The organism is Leptolyngbya sp. AN02str (genome assembly GCF_050565595.1).
Classification (GTDB): Bacteria; Cyanobacteriota; Cyanobacteriia; order Elainellales; family Elainellaceae; genus Kaiparowitsia.
In genome coordinates, this window is the sequence record NZ_JBNXVR010000026.1 from 42,373 (window position 1) to 59,670 (window position 17,298).

Annotated in this window: 19 protein-coding genes; 3 read left to right on the top strand and 16 right to left on the bottom strand. The window is 47.7% G+C overall.

From position 1 onward, the window contains the following. Positions 1 to 377 precede the first annotated feature (377 nt). Together katG and ACQ4M4_RS18510 are read left to right on the top strand one after the other, a co-directional pair. A complete protein-coding gene (gene katG / locus ACQ4M4_RS18505; protein ID WP_430685931.1) occupies positions 378 to 2,603 on the top strand; it encodes a catalase/peroxidase HPI in 2,226 nt (741 codons plus the stop codon). 167 nt (positions 2,604 to 2,770) lie between these two features. Then, entirely contained in the window at positions 2,771 to 3,361 is a 591-nt protein-coding gene (locus tag ACQ4M4_RS18510; RefSeq protein ID WP_430685932.1) for a rhomboid family intramembrane serine protease, read from the top strand. 316 nt (positions 3,362 to 3,677) lie between these two features. On the opposite strand, the gene ACQ4M4_RS18515 is transcribed toward ACQ4M4_RS18510, so the two are convergent. The 3 genes from ACQ4M4_RS18515 to modA all read right to left on the bottom strand — a co-directional run bounded on the left by ACQ4M4_RS18515 (position 3,678) and on the right by modA (position 8,331). Continuing rightward, positions 3,678 to 5,285 carry a helix-turn-helix domain-containing protein gene (locus ACQ4M4_RS18515; RefSeq protein ID WP_430685933.1) on the bottom strand — a complete coding sequence of 536 codons (1,608 nt, stop codon included), beginning with the start codon at positions 5,283 to 5,285 and terminating at the stop codon, positions 3,678 to 3,680. Between the two features lie 374 nt (positions 5,286 to 5,659). After that, positions 5,660 to 7,516, bottom strand: coding sequence for a molybdate ABC transporter permease subunit (gene modB / locus ACQ4M4_RS18520; RefSeq protein ID WP_430685934.1), 1,857 nt, complete (start codon positions 7,514 to 7,516; stop codon positions 5,660 to 5,662). Between the two features lie 2 nt (positions 7,517 to 7,518). Continuing rightward, on the bottom strand, positions 7,519 to 8,331 hold the full coding sequence (modA, locus tag ACQ4M4_RS18525) for a molybdate ABC transporter substrate-binding protein (RefSeq protein WP_430685935.1): 813 nt from the start codon (positions 8,329 to 8,331) through the stop codon (positions 7,519 to 7,521). Between the two features lie 238 nt (positions 8,332 to 8,569). On the opposite strand from modA, the gene ACQ4M4_RS18530 reads away from it, so the two are divergent. Further along, positions 8,570 to 9,133 (top strand): TOBE domain-containing protein, encoded by a 564-nt coding sequence (locus ACQ4M4_RS18530; protein ID WP_430685936.1) that lies wholly within the window; start codon positions 8,570 to 8,572, stop codon positions 9,131 to 9,133. Positions 9,134 to 9,135: 2 nt separating this feature from the next. On the opposite strand, the gene ACQ4M4_RS18535 is transcribed toward ACQ4M4_RS18530, so the two are convergent. The 13 genes from ACQ4M4_RS18535 to ACQ4M4_RS18595 form a co-directional block, all read right to left on the bottom strand. Beyond that, positions 9,136 to 9,771, bottom strand: coding sequence for a class I SAM-dependent methyltransferase (locus tag ACQ4M4_RS18535; protein ID WP_430685937.1), 636 nt, complete (start codon positions 9,769 to 9,771; stop codon positions 9,136 to 9,138). A 360-nt stretch (positions 9,772 to 10,131) separates the two neighbouring features. Next, entirely contained in the window at positions 10,132 to 10,428 is a 297-nt protein-coding gene (gene fdxB, locus ACQ4M4_RS18540; protein WP_430685938.1) for a ferredoxin III, nif-specific, read from the bottom strand. A gap of 30 nt (positions 10,429 to 10,458) precedes the next feature. Beyond that, positions 10,459 to 10,686: a TOBE domain-containing protein gene (locus ACQ4M4_RS18545; RefSeq protein WP_430685939.1), complete on the bottom strand. Its 228-nt coding sequence runs from the start codon at positions 10,684 to 10,686 to the stop codon at positions 10,459 to 10,461. Continuing rightward, a complete protein-coding gene (locus tag ACQ4M4_RS18550) occupies positions 10,686 to 10,967 on the bottom strand; it encodes a FeoA family protein (protein ID WP_430685940.1) in 282 nt (93 codons plus the stop codon). Before ACQ4M4_RS18550 ends, ACQ4M4_RS18545 begins: the two co-directional genes overlap by 1 nt. 51 nt (positions 10,968 to 11,018) lie before the next feature. Beyond that, positions 11,019 to 11,318, bottom strand: coding sequence for a 2Fe-2S iron-sulfur cluster-binding protein (locus ACQ4M4_RS18555; RefSeq protein ID WP_430685941.1), 300 nt, complete (start codon positions 11,316 to 11,318; stop codon positions 11,019 to 11,021). A gap of 34 nt (positions 11,319 to 11,352) precedes the next feature. Beyond that, positions 11,353 to 11,721, bottom strand: coding sequence for a HesB/IscA family protein (locus ACQ4M4_RS18560; RefSeq protein WP_430685942.1), 369 nt, complete (start codon positions 11,719 to 11,721; stop codon positions 11,353 to 11,355). 68 nt (positions 11,722 to 11,789) lie between these two features. Continuing rightward, complete coding sequence (locus ACQ4M4_RS18565; protein WP_430685943.1) at positions 11,790 to 12,581, bottom strand: HesA/MoeB/ThiF family protein; 792 nt, start codon at positions 12,579 to 12,581, stop codon at positions 11,790 to 11,792. 73 nt (positions 12,582 to 12,654) lie between these two features. After that, positions 12,655 to 12,969 carry a nitrogenase-stabilizing/protective protein NifW gene (nifW, locus tag ACQ4M4_RS18570; RefSeq protein ID WP_430685944.1) on the bottom strand — a complete coding sequence of 105 codons (315 nt, stop codon included), beginning with the start codon at positions 12,967 to 12,969 and terminating at the stop codon, positions 12,655 to 12,657. 2 nt (positions 12,970 to 12,971) lie between these two features. Further along, entirely contained in the window at positions 12,972 to 13,199 is a 228-nt protein-coding gene (locus ACQ4M4_RS18575; protein WP_430685945.1) for a CCE_0567 family metalloprotein, read from the bottom strand. Between the two features lie 20 nt (positions 13,200 to 13,219). Next, positions 13,220 to 13,696: a NifX-associated nitrogen fixation protein gene (locus tag ACQ4M4_RS18580; RefSeq protein ID WP_430685946.1), complete on the bottom strand. Its 477-nt coding sequence runs from the start codon at positions 13,694 to 13,696 to the stop codon at positions 13,220 to 13,222. Positions 13,697 to 13,707: 11 nt separating this feature from the next. Continuing rightward, complete coding sequence (nifX, locus tag ACQ4M4_RS18585; protein ID WP_430685947.1) at positions 13,708 to 14,121, bottom strand: nitrogen fixation protein NifX; 414 nt, start codon at positions 14,119 to 14,121, stop codon at positions 13,708 to 13,710. Then, a complete protein-coding gene (locus tag ACQ4M4_RS18590; protein WP_430685948.1) occupies positions 14,096 to 16,846 on the bottom strand; it encodes a bifunctional nitrogenase iron-molybdenum cofactor biosynthesis protein NifEN in 2,751 nt (916 codons plus the stop codon). The genes nifX and ACQ4M4_RS18590 overlap by 26 nt, the downstream gene beginning before the upstream one ends. A 113-nt stretch (positions 16,847 to 16,959) precedes the next feature. After that, positions 16,960 to 17,274: a Mo-dependent nitrogenase C-terminal domain-containing protein gene (locus ACQ4M4_RS18595; protein ID WP_430685949.1), complete on the bottom strand. Its 315-nt coding sequence runs from the start codon at positions 17,272 to 17,274 to the stop codon at positions 16,960 to 16,962. Positions 17,275 to 17,298 lie beyond the last annotated feature (24 nt).

Consider the following 17,298-nt stretch of genomic DNA (forward strand, 5'->3'; position numbering starts at 1 on the left):
GTTCCAAATATCTGGTTCTTTCCTTTTTCATAACCACCGTTCCCACAGCTGGAAAAGCCCCAATCTTCTCCCATTGAAAACCATGGATGGCACAGCTGAGCTGTGCCATCCATCAAGGCATGCAGAACCTATGTATGCAGAACCTATGTATGCAGGACTTAATGTATACAGAACCTATGCTGCCAAATGATTGGTTCCACCGTCTCTGGATATGATCAATTATTAAAAATTACAACACTGGATATCGTTTTCTTTGGTTATGTTTCTCTTTACCGATATTCCTCTCCAATTTTTCCAAAAATTGCCAATGTGTTATTTATTCGCGGTGTTTACCGCACATCAAAAAAACCATATCACAACACTTAATAGGAGCGACTATGAGCAGCGAAGGCGGATGCCCGTTTACCGGCGGAGGTCAGAGAAAGGCACGTCAGGTAACGGGAAATCGGGACTGGTGGCCGAATTATTTGAATCTGAGCATCCTCCACCAGCACTCATCCAAATCCAATCCCATGGGTGAAGAGTTCAACTACGCTGAGGAGTTCAAGAGCCTCGATTTAGCAGCGTTAAGGGCAGATATTTATGAGCTGATGACCACCTCTCAAAACTGGTGGCCAGCAGACTATGGTCATTACGGCCCGCTCTTTATTCGAATGGCGTGGCACAGTGCTGGTACCTATCGAATTGGCGACGGTCGCGGCGGTGCGGGTTCTGGCAGCCAGCGGTTTGAGCCACTCAACAGTTGGCCGGATAATGCCAACCTGGACAAGGCACGCATGTTGCTGTGGCCAATCAAGCAAAAATACGGCAGAAAAATTTCCTGGGCCGACCTCATGATTTTTGCTGGCAACTGTGCCCTAGAGTCAATGGGCTTTAAGACGCTGGGCTTTGCAGGCGGGCGCGTGGATGTGTGGGAGCCAGAAGAAGACATTTACTGGGGGTCTGAGAAAACCTGGCTTGGCAATGAGCGGTATGAAGAAGATCGAGTTCTGCTGAACCCCCTTGCTGCCGTTCAAATGGGCCTGATCTACGTAAACCCAGAAGGGCCAGACGGTGAGCCTGATCCGCTCGGCTCAGGGCGCGATATTCGCGAAACCTTTGGCCGAATGGCGATGAACGATGCCGAAACAGTCGCGCTCACGGCTGGCGGTCACACCTTTGGTAAATGCCACGGTGCGGCTGAAGCAACCCATGTTGGCCCTGATCCGGGAGGAGCAACCATTGTGGATCAGGGTCTTGGCTGGAAGAGCACCTACAACACAGGAGTTGGTGTTGATGCAATTACCAGCGGCATTGAAGGCGCATGGACTCCTACACCAACACAATGGGACAATACCTATCTCGAAAACCTGTTTAACTATGACTGGGAGCTGACCAAGAGCCCGGCTGGCGCATGGCAGTGGAAGCCCAAAGGGGATGCAGGAGCAGGTACGGTACCCGATGCCCACGATCCATCCAAACGGCATGCTCCTATGATGACCACGGCGGATATGGCGATGAAGATGGACCCCATCTACAACCCGATCGCGCGGCATTACCTCGAACATCCCGACGAGTTTGCTGAAGCGTTTGCGAAGGCGTGGTTTAAGCTGACCCATCGCGATATGGGACCGCGATCGCGCTACCTTGGCCCCGAAGTGCCTCAAGAAGAGTTTCTGTGGCAAGATCCCATTCCCGCTGTCGATCACGAGTTAATTGATGAGCAGGACATCGCCGCTCTCAAAACCAAGATTCTGGCTTCGGGCCTATCGGTTTCACAATTAGTTTCGACGGCTTGGGCCTCGGCCTCCACCTTCCGCTGCTCCGATATGCGCGGCGGCGCGAACGGAGGGCGCATTCGTCTTGCACCGCAAAAGGATTGGGAAGTCAACCAGCCAGAGCAGTTGGCCACAGTGCTACAAACCCTGGAGGGCATTCAGCAGGAATTTAACAACTCGCAGTCAGGCGGCAAGCGAGTTTCGATGGCTGACTTGATTGTGTTGGGTGGATGCGCAGCCATCGAACAAGCGGCAAAAAATGCTGGTCACGAGGTCACGGTTCCCTTCACGCCAGGACGCACCGATGCATCGCAGGAAAAAACCGATGTTGAGTCTTTTGCGGTGCTAGAACCGACTGCCGACGGATTCCGCAACTACACCAGCGGCAAACACAGTGAATCGCTAGAGGAAATGTTGGTGGATCGGGCGCAGTTGCTGTCCCTATCTGCTCCTCAAATGACGGCTCTGTTAGGTGGTTTGCGCATTTTGGGAGCCAATGTTGGAGGCTCCAAGCATGGAGTGTTTACCCATCGGCCCGAAACGCTGACGAATGACTTCTTTGTCAATCTGCTTGACTTGGGCACAACGTGGAAAGCAACCTCGGAAGAGGAGTATGAGTTTGAGGGGAGCGATCGCAAAACGGGCGAACACAAGTGGACGGCCACGCGAGTTGACCTCATCTTTGGCTCAAACGCTCAGCTCCGAGCCCTCGCAGAAGTCTATGGCTGTGTAGACTCACAGCAAAAGTTTGTGAATGATTTTGTGTCGGCATGGGATAAAGTGATGAACCTTGATCGCTATGATCTGCGCGCCGTCCAAGCATCAAGCGCTGCAAGGGGCTTCTAAGCCTAAGGTCGACATTTGCGAGAACTTAGCACACAAATCAGCAAGCAGTCATCGCTAAACATAAAACTCTAAAACTCTGTGCCGCCCGCTATGCGGGCGGCACAGAGTTTTAGAGTCCGTTTTTTCATAGCGCTATAGACTGGGAAAGAACCTGATGCCCGTCTTCCATGTCACTGTCTTTGACGTTTAGCGATCTTCAACTTCAAGCCCAGATCATCGGCGGCTTTATCATGCTCATTTGGGGATTGGAAGTCCTTGATCAACTATTGCTGCGGCACCGCTTAAATCGTTTCGGCATTATTCCCCGAACTTTAAATGGTTTACGGGGGATTGTGTTTGCCCCTTTGCTACATGGCACATGGAAGCATTTGGTTGCAAACACACTACCTCTGGCCGTTTTGGGCTGGTTTACACTTTTGAATGGCGTCATAGAATTTGCGATCGCCACAGCAGCGATCTGGCTCCTCAGCGGCCTTGGGGTCTGGCTCTTTGCCCCTTCTAGAAGCCTTCACATCGGTGCTAGCGGCATCATCTTTGGCTATTTTGGCTTCTTGCTATCTCGGAGTTACTTCGAGCAGGACTTACTCTCTGCCCTTGTTTCAGTCATGGTTGCCCTGCTCTACGGACCCCTGATTTGGGGAATTTTGCCCGCCAGAAAACAGGGCATCTCGTGGCAGGGACACCTGTTTGGCTTTTTGGGTGGTATTGCCACAGCCCGCTACTTACCAGAGTTAACGCAATGGTTGAATATGCTTTGAAACGTGAGTTATGGATAAGCTGAAGTGCCCATTTTTGCGTGCGCGACGCGCACGCAAAAATGGGCTTTTCTGAGGTTTTCGCGCCGCGAAAACCTCAGAAAAGCCCTTAACCGAAACTGGCGTTTTGAACAATTTTTCTCAACTGTGAGGGGATTGCTATAGTTCGCAAACCAAGCCAAACACGTTAGCAGAATTTTAGGCAACAATACGCTTAGAACTTACGCACGTCATCCGAAAAACCAGGGGATTGAACGATGTTTGGAACGCTTAGCGTTCCAAACATCATTCAACAGCGTAAGTCCTGACGCGACTAACTTTACTCAAGCTGCAATATCCGGCGTAGGATTGTCTGATATTTGGGCGTGGGTTGAAAACGTCCTCGCTCCACATCGCGCACCCAACTTTGACTTTTACCAATGCGGTCAGCTAAAGCGCGTTGACTCAACTTAAGCTTCTTTCGTGCATCGGCAATTTCTTGACCAGAGAGTGTGAAATAGGAGGGAAGTAATCTCTGGCGATTTGTTTTGCGAGGATGTTTTTGTTTCGAGTTGGTAGAAGAGGGTTGCTGCCAATTTTCTGGCAACTCAAAGCGAAGCAGGCGAGCGTTCATGAGCCGATTCCACTTACCTCTTGGAGCCGCATCTGTCAGCCGAGACGCACGATGCCCGTCATTCGTCCAAAACTCCAACGCTGCTTCTGCATCATCTGGTAATTCGGAGAGCTTGGCCCATAACGGTTGAATTTCTGTGGGGTAAGTAATGGGATCAAAAACAGGTTTGATATGGTAGTGATTCAATACTTCCAAGTCACTTTCAAAAGTACGAAGTAATCGCTTTCGTCCTTCGAGTTGAGATGCGGCTTGAGCCAGTCTTGTTTCGCCATAGGCTACCCGCATTAAGGTTGGTACAGTAACTCGTTGCTCTTGCCCCATCCTGGTTTTAAACAATAGCCACAACATGATTCGGGCTGCCCCTTCATGCTGCTGCCAAATACTCATCACTGTTGTGAGCAGGGACTTTGGCAGCGTTCCATATTGATAAAAAGCAGTGTGATTTTTATAGCCATTTCGGTTTAGGAAGTAACTTGCCCAAGCTCCAGCTTTGACTCTGAATGTTAGCCCAGTGATATGCTTGCAACCTAATTCATCTTCTTGGAAATGATGCTGAATTTCTAGCAAATGCCAAAGTTGGCTTGTTTCTAACGAAAATCCTTTTACTTTTCCCTTTGGTTTCCAGTCCATACTGATTGCCAGTTTGCAAGGTTGCTGGGCCAACTCTTTTATCAAGGCTAACTTTGCAGGTTTGGTCAAATCTTTTCGCTTATCTAATCCCAAATACTCTTCAATCTGGCGATCGCTAATTACAAACTCTTGCTGCCAAGGCTGTTCCAAAGAGGCTGCATAAGCTGCATATATTAAATGCAAACAGGCCGCTCGAACATCAAATGTATCAATTGCCGCCAAGGCTTCTGCTGTACCTAAAGCGACAGGAGACTGGGTATTCAGAGTATCTATTACATGAAACGTGACTAAGCTACGTCCCTGGTTAACTGGGCGTTGGTAGTACAGCTTTCCATCAGCATCCGTTTGCCAAGGAAGAGAGCGGCGTTGTGCTAGAACATTGCATAGTTCCCAAACTGTGATTGCCGAAGCAAACAAATTCGTTTTGCCATTGGGAAATAAATCAGGATTGGTAATCGATCTGTCGCCCGCTTTGCATCTGCCCTTCTTAGCCTGAAACGGAATTGGAGAGTCAACCGGACAAGCCAGAACACATTGCGGCTCTGGAGCATGGCCGTCACAGTTATTACACAGGGTTGGGTCGATCCAAAACTCTTTGCCTTCTAAAATTGCGATCGCACCAGTAGGACAAACGGGCAGACAAATATCACACTGAATACAACGACCAGTAATAGCGTAAGGCATATGTAATTTAACCTTGAGGAATTGACTCAGGACATCGTTACTCTCGGTTCTTAACTGCCACTATCCAGAGAACTGGATGAATTTATAGTCATACTTCAAAGACAAGATTAATTTTTGTTCAAGTTGAGCGAATTTATATTGTTTTAACTTAGTTGATTCAAATATGGCTCTTGGTGAACTTTTTGAATCCCCAATAATGAAGCTTTCAGTTAACTGAAAGCTTCATCAGTCATCAGCCGTAATTCAGCCTAAAACCCTAAAACCCTGTGCCGAGTACATTGCCATCGGCACAGGGTTTTAGGGCCTGGTTTTTAATAGTATCGAGGGACTTAAAGATGATAGTTTGAACACTCATTTGTGAAAATGTTGCTAGATTACTGCTCTAGCAACATTAGCCGCATCGGATCGAGATGCACACGCCAAGGGAAAGGCTGATCTTTCAGCAGCGCCCATTTTTCTTTAAACACTTCTGCTTGCAGATGGTAATCACTTAGGCTGGTTGGAGGTCGATGCAATTTCAAGAACAGCGTCATGCGGTGTGGTGTTTCACTAACTGTCGTTAACCAACAGGGAAAGGTGTTCTCGGCTAAGCCATACGAGAAGGGTTTTTCCTGCTGCTTTTGGCTGCTGTTTGTTTCTAAAAAAATCAGTTGATGGGCACGCAGGCCAATTTGGGTTAGCTGGGCGGGAATGGGTTCAACGCAGGTTAACGTACACTCCCAATCGATAGCTTCTACCTGGCTGGGGCCACTCGCAACGGCACGAGAAAAGTTTTTACAGCCTGTTAATTGAGCAATGCTAGTGGTTTGAGGATGCTCAAAAATATGATGTTTTGAGCTATGGGCGATCGCCCTTCCCTGTTCTAGAACTAGTAGGTTCGTGCAGACTCGAAACGCTTCTTCTAAGTTGTGCGTGACGAATAGTGAAACGCCCGAATAAGTAAGCAAACTAGCACTCATTTGCTGTTCCATTTGACTGCGTAGATGAGTATCTAAAGCCGAGAAGGGTTCATCCAGCAATAACACTTCTGGTTGACTCGTAAGCGCCCGTGCCAGGGCAACCCGTTGTTGCTGTCCGCCCGAAAGTTGATGTGGATATCGATGTTCCAGACCCTGTAGCTGCACCATCGCAAGCTGAGCCTCAATCTGCTGCCGAGCTTGTGCCTTCGGAGTGCCTTTGGGTAAACCAAAGGCAATATTTTGGGCAACCGTAAGGTGGGGAAAGAGAGCGTAATTTTGAAATAAGAAACCAATGCGGCGATCACGACTGGGTAAATTAATTCCTTTGTCAGAATCAAACAGCACCCTTCCATTTAGGATGATTCGTCCAGCGTCAGGAGTTTCAATTCCAGCAATGCAGCGTAGGATTAAACTTTTTCCTGCTCCCGATGCACCGAGTAAGCCCAAAGGCTGATCATCAACCGTAAAGGATATGTTGAGGTCAAATCCGGGTAACTGTTTTTGGATCTGAACGATTAAGTGGGCAGGTGCGATCGCCTGGCTGTCCGCAGAGGGAAGAGTGTAGTGCATAGAAGAGAGAATGCGCTCCCGATATCGTCCTTTCTTTTTCCACTTCTTTTGACGCTGTATGTCATACCCATAGTTCACTCCTGCGATCGCAGAAAGTGAAACTACCAGAATGATCAACGACCAAAACCAGGCTTTGTGGCGGTCTCCTCCCTCAACGGCAAAATAGATCGCCATCGGAATGGTTTGCGTTTGACCAGGAATATTACCTGCCAGCATTAAGGTGGCGCCAAACTCACCCAGTGCCCGGGTAAATGCTAGGGTTGTTCCAGCCAAAATGCCAGGAAGAGCCAATGGAAAAGTAATTCGCCAGAAAACAGTTGTCTCAGAGGCTCCTAGCGTTCTCGCAGCCCGTTGTAGGTTCGCATCAATTTGCTCAAACGCGCCAATCGTCGTTTTGTACATCAATGGAAAAGCAACGATCGCGCCTGTGATGACCGCTGCATACCAGGTAAACACCACATTAATTCCCAAGGAGAACAAAATTTTGCCGATGGGCCCATTTTTGCCAAACACCAACAGCAGCAGAAATCCTAAAACGGTAGGGGGTAAAACGAGGGGCGCGATGAAAATTCCTTCAATTAACGATTTAAACTTCCCCCGATAATCTAGCATCCACCGAGCCGCCGCAATCCCCAAAAAAAAGGTGATAGCCACGGCGATCGCTGCAACTTTAAGCGAGATCCAGAGCGGAGAGAAATCCATTGTTATTGTGCTCCAGGCCTACCAAACCCAAATTGTTGAAAAATATTCTGGGCCTGACTATCGAATAAAAACTCAGTATACGTTTGCGCCGCTGTTGCATTTGAACTGCTGCTCAGTACTGCCATAGGATACACAATGGGCTGATGCAGGTTCTCTTCTGCGATCGCCACAACCTTGACGCGATCGGATTGCTTGGCATCGGTTGCATAAACAATCCCCGCCTCTGCATTACCACTTTCAACAGCAGCCAACACCCCCCGCACATTATTGGCAAACACAAACTTAGGTTGCAGGGGTTCTGCTAACTTCAAGTTTTTGAGGACTTCCTCAGCATACTGTCCGGCAGGAACACTGCTCGGTTCTCCTACAGCAATTTTGCTGACCCCTGTGTCCGTAAGCTGGCGAAAATCGGTGAGATTTAAGGTAGAGTTTTGAGGCACAATGAGCGCCAGTCGGTTGGCCAGTAAATTGCGCCGAGTATCCGCCAAAAGTAAGTTTTTTGCTTGCAGCGCGTCCATCTGTTTTGCTGCCGCAGAAATAAATACATCGGCTGGTGCACCCTGTTCAATCTGCTGCTGCAATGCCCCAGAAGATCCAAAGTTATAACTGACTTGAACCGTAGGATTGGATTGCTCAAATAGAGGATCGATCGCTTCTAACGCATCTTGCAAACTTGCCGCCGCAGAGACCGTTAACGTGACAGAGGGTGAACTTTCAGAATTTTGGGAAATAGATGACGTTGGGCTACATGCAATTAGAAGCGTAAAGGTGAGGACAAATAACCCAAACCAAGTCAGGAATCGTTTAGTGCTCATTTGTTTTTGTGGAGACAGGGTTTCCATGAAGCAATAGGAACAGGCGACTTCAGCACAGATAGGCTTAGCCATGCACCTAGAAAATGAGGTGATGTTCTAGACGTGTGGTTATTGGTTGTGGAAGGGGTGCGATGCACCCTTCCACAACCAATAACCACACATTTGAAACACGACCAAAAATGAGGCTCCATCTCTCGTTCATGAGTCTTGGGTTGAGAAGACTGGAGTATAAGAATGGATGCAAATCAATCGAAATCCTGATGTCGCTAATGCCGCTAAAATTGTATTTGATGTCATTTTACTAACTTTATACCAACTTATTTGGTATTCTAAGATGCCAAGAAAAGAACAGGGCTGGATTACTTTTCAATCCTCAAGCGAAGAGCGACAAATTTTGGAAGAGATTTGCCAACAAACCCAACGCACCAAAACAGAAGTCTTGAGAGAAATGATTCGACAATTGGGGCTGTCAAACTCCTCTGCGTCTGTGGATACGAACTCAATTGCATTGTCGGAAGATTTAGAGGAAGAAGAGCTACTGCCGACAACACATATGACAGACGAACTCATCAAGACGGCACCACTACAGGCTTTACAAATCAGCGCCCGTAACATTTTAAAGGCAAAAATAAAACGGATTGTAAAAGGAAATGTCAATGCAGAAGTCACCCTGGCGATCGCCCCCGGAGTAGAATTAGTTTCGGTTGTGACTCGAACCTCTGCCGACAAACTAGGGTTAAAAAAGGGAAAAGAAGTTTTCGCGGTAATTAAATCCAGCAGCGTGATGATTGCAGCGGAATAAAATTACCCAATTTTACGCGCAACAAGATGGAATAGATGCCAGTGTTTCTCGACACCAAGAGCCGTTTTCCCAGGATGCTCTTCTTCCTCAAACCACTCAAGTTCAAACGGGGCCAGTAACTCCATTACCTGTTCGCGGGTATGGTGGCTCATATGAGCATAAGCTGCCCACGAGTCGCAATCGCCAATGAGCTGACCACAAAGTCGTCCCCCCACTCGAATTGCCGTCACAAGCTTCTGCCAAAACGCCGGAAAGTCAGCAGGTGAGCAAAATTGTAGACAAAAGCTGGCATTGATCAAATCCACCTGTTCTGGCAGAGTTAAATCTTCAAACCGCTCTACGCGAGTTTCCAACTGCTGAGGAGAAATATCAGGTCGTTGACAAAGACGGGCGATCGCTGCCGCTTCTCCATCAATTGCCAAAACTCGCCAACCACGATGCAGTAACTCTACCGTGTCCCGTCCATCCCCACACCCCAAGTCCACAGCAAATCGAGACGCAGCAGGTTCAGCATCACAGTTTGTGAGAGCCTTGAGGAGGGTCTCACGCGGTGGTCGCCCCTCGATAGCTCGGTAGTAGTCAATCCACTGATGTCCATCAGGTGGATGGGGCGTTGAACGATTGGGTGGCGTTTGCATAACACTCAGTAAGCTATCCCTGCAATCATACTCAACCGCCAGATTGAAATTGACGACAATGCAGAGTTTTGTCATCACTTCATACATGCGCACGGGGCTGGGTTGCTTTCACGATGGGAGTTCCTCCCTAATTGACTGACAAATTTCTGCAAGATCAAATTGGGTAAATTTATAATCGGCTCTAATCGGCTTACCGTCAGTCTTTCGAAGAACATTGAACCGATCATGAGGTGCGCATTCTGGTACTTTTGCCAACCAATAGGGGTTTCTCCGTAAGGTTGCATGACAAAAAAGTTGACGCAAGTTGATGCAAATTATCCTCAAAGACCCTCAATGTGTTTTGGATCGCAGGTTGTGCCTTTAGCCCACCTCTAGCGGGCTATGGGTATAGCAGTTCTTCGGGCAAACCCGCGAACATGCCTGACACCCCACACAGTTCTCTGAGTTAAAAATGGTCATAACTTTTCGTTCAATTTCCTCGTCTTCTTCATCCTCAACAAATTCTCCTTCTTCGTTCATGGCCTTGAGCAACAGCACATTCTGTCCACATGCTTTGAAACATCTACCACAGCCAATACACTTGGTTTGGTTGATTGCCCGAACAAATTGAGGTGTCCAAGTTTTTCCACTGAGGGTTAAGCCTGTTAGATATGCCATATTTCTTCCTTGGGTTGATGAATAGGGTTGCTACAACGGATGTGTATTTTCATCGACTGCAACTATCACATCAGAAGCTTTAATCACAGCATAGGCATCTTTTCCTTCTGCTAAACCAAGTCGTTCAGCGGACGATTTGGTAATAATGGCAACGATTTCAAGACCAGGCGCAATTTCTATCGCCACCTCTGTATTGACGGCACCCACAGAAACCGTTTTTACCGTTCCTTTAAACGTATTCCTTGCACTAATTTTCATTACTTTCCCCGAATTCCGTAACTTCCAATTTTGCTGCTGACTTTGACGTAGACAGCACGAATCATTTCTTCACTAAGGGCAATCCGTCCGCTTCCCACTTTCACCATAAAACGAGGCGATCGCTGTTCTAAGGTGATGGATATTCCTGGGGTAATTCCTAATGCGTTTAGTTTTTGAATGATGCGATCGTCAATTTTGCCAAATTTAGCAACAACGCCCCGTTCTCCTACCCTAAGTAGCCTCAATGAAGAACCAGACACCACAAAGCCTTGCTTGAACATCTTGCCCATCCTTCAGTGAATAACTGTAGTAAATACCTGAACCGAGACCAGTTAAACCAAATAGGCTTCTTGATGAGTTCGAATCGTACAGTCAGAGCGGGGATACGTAACGCAAAGTAGAATAAATCCCTTCGCAACCTGCTCATCATCAAGAAAAACTTGCTCAGACTGATCGATTTCACCTTCTACAAGCTTGCCGACGCAGCTAGAACACGAGCCAGCTTGGCAGGAAAACGGCAAATCTAAATCACTTGTTTCTGCCGCATCTAGAATCGTGACATCATCTTCGACTGGAATTGTAATATCCAGATTGCGTTTCTTGTTAATCAAATGAACTTGATAGGTAGTCATTTTAATTCCCTCGATTGGTTACAAACTGAGTCAGTTAGCGACACGCAACTCCAGCAGGTGAACAGTCTCCAGCTTGGAAAGATTGGCCACAACCACAGGTATCCGTCGCATTAGGGTTGGTAAACTTGAAGCCGCTTTGGGTCAATCCTTCCACATAGTCAACCACAACTCCATCTAGCAGGGATGCGCTCTGGGCCGCAATGTAAACGTTTACTCGCCCCTGCTGCACGAGTAAATCATCTGGCTTAAGGGTATGAATTAAATTGAGTGCATACTGGTAACCGCTGCATCCACCATCTTCCACAGAAATCCGTATCCCTTGGGCTGGTTTCTCGCTTTTGCTGCTGGCTTGCAGGAATGCTCGTAACCGGAGTTCTGCGACTTCAGTTAATACTAGAAACATAAGCTCTCCTCAGCTTTCGATTGGTTTACTTGAAATAATGAGCATCAGGCATAGGGCGATCGCACCCATTAGACCAACGAAGATGACAGCAAGTGTGCAACCCCTTTAGGAAGCTCTGCACCATTGCCGCATACCGAACAATTTGGATCGTGATAGGGGCGACGTTTAGCAAACTCCAGTCTGCTTAAATCCATAGTTAGTAATTGAGATAACAAGGGCTCCCCCAATCCTGTAACGAGCTTGATCGCTTCTAGAGCCGCCAAACAGGCCAACGTTCCAGATACAGCGCCCAGTACCCCAAAACTGCGCCGATCCCAGTCTGGTTTTTCAGGAAAGATACAAGATAAACACGGCGTTTGGCCCGGAACAATGGTTGTAAGATAAGCTTCCATATCATTCATAGCTGCTTCTACCATGGGGGTGTTCCACCGAACGCAAGCGGCATTCAATAAATCGCGTTCAGTAAAGTTATGGGCACAGTCCAAAGCTATATCCACTTGACGCACCAGCTGGTTCACATTGTCTGGGGTAATGTATTCACAAATTGCATCCACCTGAACGTCTGGATTAATGGCCTCCAAGGTTTCCTTAGCCTTAAAGACACGCGGTTGATTTACCCAGTCATCGGTCATGAGAACTTGGCGATTCATATCATCCAACCGGAGATTGCCACCCCGTACAAGGATGAGTCGCCCCACCCCAGCCACTGCCAAATACAGGGCCGCTGTACCGCCTAATCCACCGACACCCGTAACCAATACCGTCGATGATTTGAGCCGCTGTTGAGCCTTTTCCCCAAAACCAGGAAGCGTGATTTGGCGGCGATAGCGTTCTAGCTCAGTAGAGGTTAAGTTCAACATGTCCATTCTCTTTTGTGGTGGTGTCATGGGGACGATGCAAAAATGTCGTGTCAATGGCGATCGCCCAAGCCAATTAATCAGACCCAATTTCTGTGAGCAAAACCAAGTTTTGAGGTTTCTCGTTGAATACTTTGAAAAGCTTTTGCTCCAAAGAGTTAGAAGATTGGAAGAGCGCATATGCTTGCTGAAGGGCTAAGCAATATTGGTTAAGACTTTCTGCTTCATCGAACCCATTCGTATCAAGCTGCTGCATCAATCGAGAGAACTTCTGTAAAATATGCAGACGATTTACGTTCACGATCGTGGGATCATAGGTCAGATCAAAGAAGTCAAAAAACTGTTCTGCATCGGTGAGTTGATTGAATTCAGCCAGTGTTTTGCTCATCATTCCTACCCCAGTTGCTTTAGCCGTTTTTTGAGTTCATTCAGTTGGTGATAAATCTCGTAGGTTTCTGTTGCCAAAGCCATGAGATTTTCAAAGTCCGTAGGCAACCCTTCTGCAAGATCATGCAAATCCATTTTGAGCTGACCTGCTTTGCTGTTTAAGCGTTTGATTTGCGTTTTTAGTTCGTCTTTGTCGAGAGTCGTTTCGCCCGGTTGAGGTCTACAGAATTGCATCAGATTCTCCAGCACACTCACTATAATTTGCAAATTTCAGCATGACGTGTTGCCAGGTCTATCCCAGCATTGGCAAGCTTTTCACCCTCAGCAATTAGATTGTCGAGTGAATCAAATCCAAAGCGTTGAGCATCTCGCAATGTACGAACCACAATCAGCAACCGACCAGAAAAAATCAATGCCCAACCAAATCCTTCATGGCTGAGATCAATCACAACTTGGGAGAGTTGCCCGGTTTGTTGCTCAATTCGGGCGGCGATCGCCCGATAGAAGGCCATAATTCGCCCTTTTGTAATTGGATCAACATCTCCTTCTACTGAGATGTCTCGCTTCTGGGCTTTGCTCACCACAAAGGGCTTAAGCAGCAATTCATCCGCCCAGTTGCGGAGGGTGCCATAGGGATCATTGGCGCGAATTTGCTGTATTAGCGCCTTGGCAAAAGGAGTGTCCAAAATGTCAGAAGACATAACAAGCGTCGTGCGTTCAGGAGTATTCATAAATCGCTGCTTTAGTTGCTGAGTAGGGTATCTTCTAATGAGTGAATCGCAGGGGATTGCTGTTGCAACACTTTTCGTAACCAGGGAGGCGGATTTCCATTCAACGTTAAGACTAATTTGTTGAGGACATCATCAATTTCTTCATCCTCAGACCTAGCTTTAATGGGAGTTACCTTTTTGCGAATTAGACGTGCGGCTGCGCTTCCGCCGATCGCTGACACATAAACGAGCGTACAATCTGCCAGGGCTTCAATTTTGGGTACAAGTTTGTCTTCGTTGCCGTCTTCTTTCAAGTCACCAGAGAATTCAATCGTTTCTACAAACTGATATCCATCCAGGGTGACATCGTAAACAGCTATCTTTCTTGCCCAACCAAAGTGAGCATCGATGTGAACTAAATCATTCGTAGCGAAGGCAATTTTCATGATGGTTCTCCTTTTCCATATCTAGAAATACATTGCCAATCTCAAACAGAAGCTGCGTGGTGCCGCGATAGCCAATCGTGCAGCGTTGCCCATTGCCCAGGCGGTCGAACACCGGAAAGCCCAATCTATAAAGGGGAACACCAAGACGTTGGGCGATCGCAGCACCATTGGAATTGGTCATGATCAAGTCAGAACCAGCGGCCTGTTGTTCAAAATCATCCAAATCACCAATCGTTACCATTTCAACGGGAAGATGTTCCAGTAACGGCGACTTTGTGGTGGTCACAGCCGTATGAATTTTGGCTCCCATGTGGTGTAGCCACCAGGCCATAACATAGAGCAAATCGGGTTCTAATGCCAGAGAGATGCGCTTTCCACCAAAGTAAAAGTGGGTGTCAAGCATCGCATCTTGAAGCTGACAACGCTGACGACGATAGAATTCAGGAACTTCAATTCCACTTAAATCTGCCAAAGCTTGCAAGAATTGATCGACCGCACCCAGCCCAGTCAGTTGCGGAAAGACCTCATAGGGAATGCCACACCGACGTTCCAGAATATCAGCAGCTTCTCGCATACTCTCGCCGATCGCAAAAGTATAGGCTGAGCGTCCAATTTCCTGTAGCTGTGCAACTGTCGTTCCTCCAGCCGTTACAGCGCTGTAATCATCTTCCAAGTGGCCATCCAACGAACGAGACAGATCAGGAATAACAATGGGTGTAAATCCAAAGGCAGTTACCATCTCTTTTAGTTCCTGGACATCTCCCGGTGTAAGGGCAGAGCCTGCCAAAATGGTAATTTGATTAGGGATTGCGTCATCGATCTTCGTCAGCTCCTTGACTAGGCTCTCAACGGCAGCCGCAAAGCCATCCTGAAGGGAGCCCTTAAAATCGGCTGTGGAAACCAGGACAATGGGAAGATCACTCAACTGAGGTTGACGCTTCCGAAACTCGCGCAATATACCTTCCATGTCATCTCCGCGAGTTTCGGTTAGCCCCGTGGTGCAGAGTCCTATGATTTCTGGTTTAAATTTCTCAACGATGGTGAGAATGGCTTGTTCAACGTTCTCTTCCCCTCCTAAGATGGTGCTAACCTCTGTCATCGCTGTTGTCGAGAGAGGAATTGCTTCCCGAAAGTGCCGCACCAACATGACTTTGGCAAAGGCGGTACACCCTTGAGAGCCATGAAACAGCGGCATCATGCCCTTAAGACCTAAAAAGGCAAGAGCGGCCCCCAGGGGTTGGCTTTGCTTCAGTGGATTGATGGCGATCGCCTTCTTCGACGTGATGATTTGAGTTCTTGAATTTGGATCTGAGTCTGTTTTGCTTCCTAACTTCTCCAGCATTGGGGAACTTTGAGTAACTTCCCAAGGAGCGACCTGCCGCACCTGTTCCCAAATGGGGCTATACAGTGCTTCCTCTAGCTCTCGTGCCAGTTCCACCAGCCCAACATAACCAGAATACGCATGATGACGTTCTTGATTAATATCCAGAAAAGGAATTCGAGCTTTGAGGGCAGTATATTGATTGCGTCCGCCGGCAATCAGCATGTCAGCCTGAGTTTGAGCAATCACCCGCAGTAGCTCTTGAGCATTGCCCTTTTCCAACGTGATACCATCCTGACCCAGTAATGCCTTAATGCGAGATTTGTCTTCTTCGGTACTTTTTTTAGTACTCGTAGCAACAACTTGCATCCCTAGATCTTTTGCAGCCGAAATAATTGACCAGCTTTTCACGCCTCCGGTATACAAGACGACTCGCTTCCCTTGCAGGCGATCGCGGTAGGGTTTCAAGGCGCAATCAAGGTGTACAGTTTCTTCAGCAATCAGTTGTTCAACCCGTTCCTGTAATGCGGCATCCCCCAACTTCAATGCCACATGTCGCAAGCATTGATTCATATCTTCTACACCGTAAAATGACTCTTCGATGTAGGGAATGCCGTAGCGTTCTTCCATCTTGCGCGCCATGTTGATCAACGCTTTGGAGCAGATCATAACGTTGAGTTTGGCGCGATGGGCACAGGCAATGTCGTGATAGCGAGCATCACCCGTAATTTTTGCTAACACCCGAATGCCCACTTTCTCAAACAGTGGCAAAACGTTCCACAACTCACCTGCAATGTTGTATTCCCCAATCAAATTAATGTCATAAGGTGTTGTGTATTCCGGTTCTGCGGTTCCTACGACATATTCTAGTAACGCTTCGCCTCCGACCCGATTTCCCAAATTCTTGCTGCCAATAAAGCCAGGAGAATTGACAGGAATGATTGAAGTTCCTGTCTGCTCAGCTGCTGTTTGACACACGGCATCCAGGTCGTCTCCAATCAGCGCAGTCACACAGGTAGAGTAAACAAAAATAGCTGCTGGATGATAACGCCGTTGCACCTCCAAAATGGACTGATACAGCCGTTTTTCACCCCCAAAAATGACATCATTTTCAGTTAAGTCGGTGGTAAAACCCATTTTGTACACCGTAGGCCCCGAAGAAAGGCTGCCCCGACTGCCCCAAGAATTACCCGCACAGGCAATTGGCCCGTGGACCAAATGAGCAGCATCGGTGATGGGTACGAGTGCAATCATCGCGCCATCAAAGGCACAACCACCTTGGGCTGCACCCGGTTGCGCTTGTTGAGTGCAGGCTTTGTTTTTCTGATCGCCACGCTTGTGATGATTATGTTCACAACCGGGTTCGGCCAACAATTCTTTAATCTTGCCTTGGGTCATTCTCATGGCTCAAGTCCTGGGTAGAGGATGAAAAGGAACTAGAAAAATGGAAGGGTGGGAGAATGAAATGATGAGTAGGGAAATGAACGAGAACGAATCGTACTGGAACGAGAATCGAATTAGCAGATATACCGGTTGACATCCTCACCACATACGTCCGCAAGATAGGCGAGAGCACGGAATCGTAAACTCATCAATTCATCGTAGAGAGGATTGAGCTTACACAGGGCAGGAATGTGATAGGTCTTACCAAATAAGTGAACGTCTCTCTCGAAGGCACATTGGCAGGGGATGAGGCGGCAGAGGAAATGAGCAAACTGAGGGTGACGAATATCAATGCTGTCGAGCCAGTTTCGCAATGGGGTTAAAAGACCACGATGCGATCGCTTTTTAGGAAGGAAGGGAGGAGCGTGATCCTGAATTAAAGTAGGCATAAGAAGCGTCCTGGGAGAATCGGT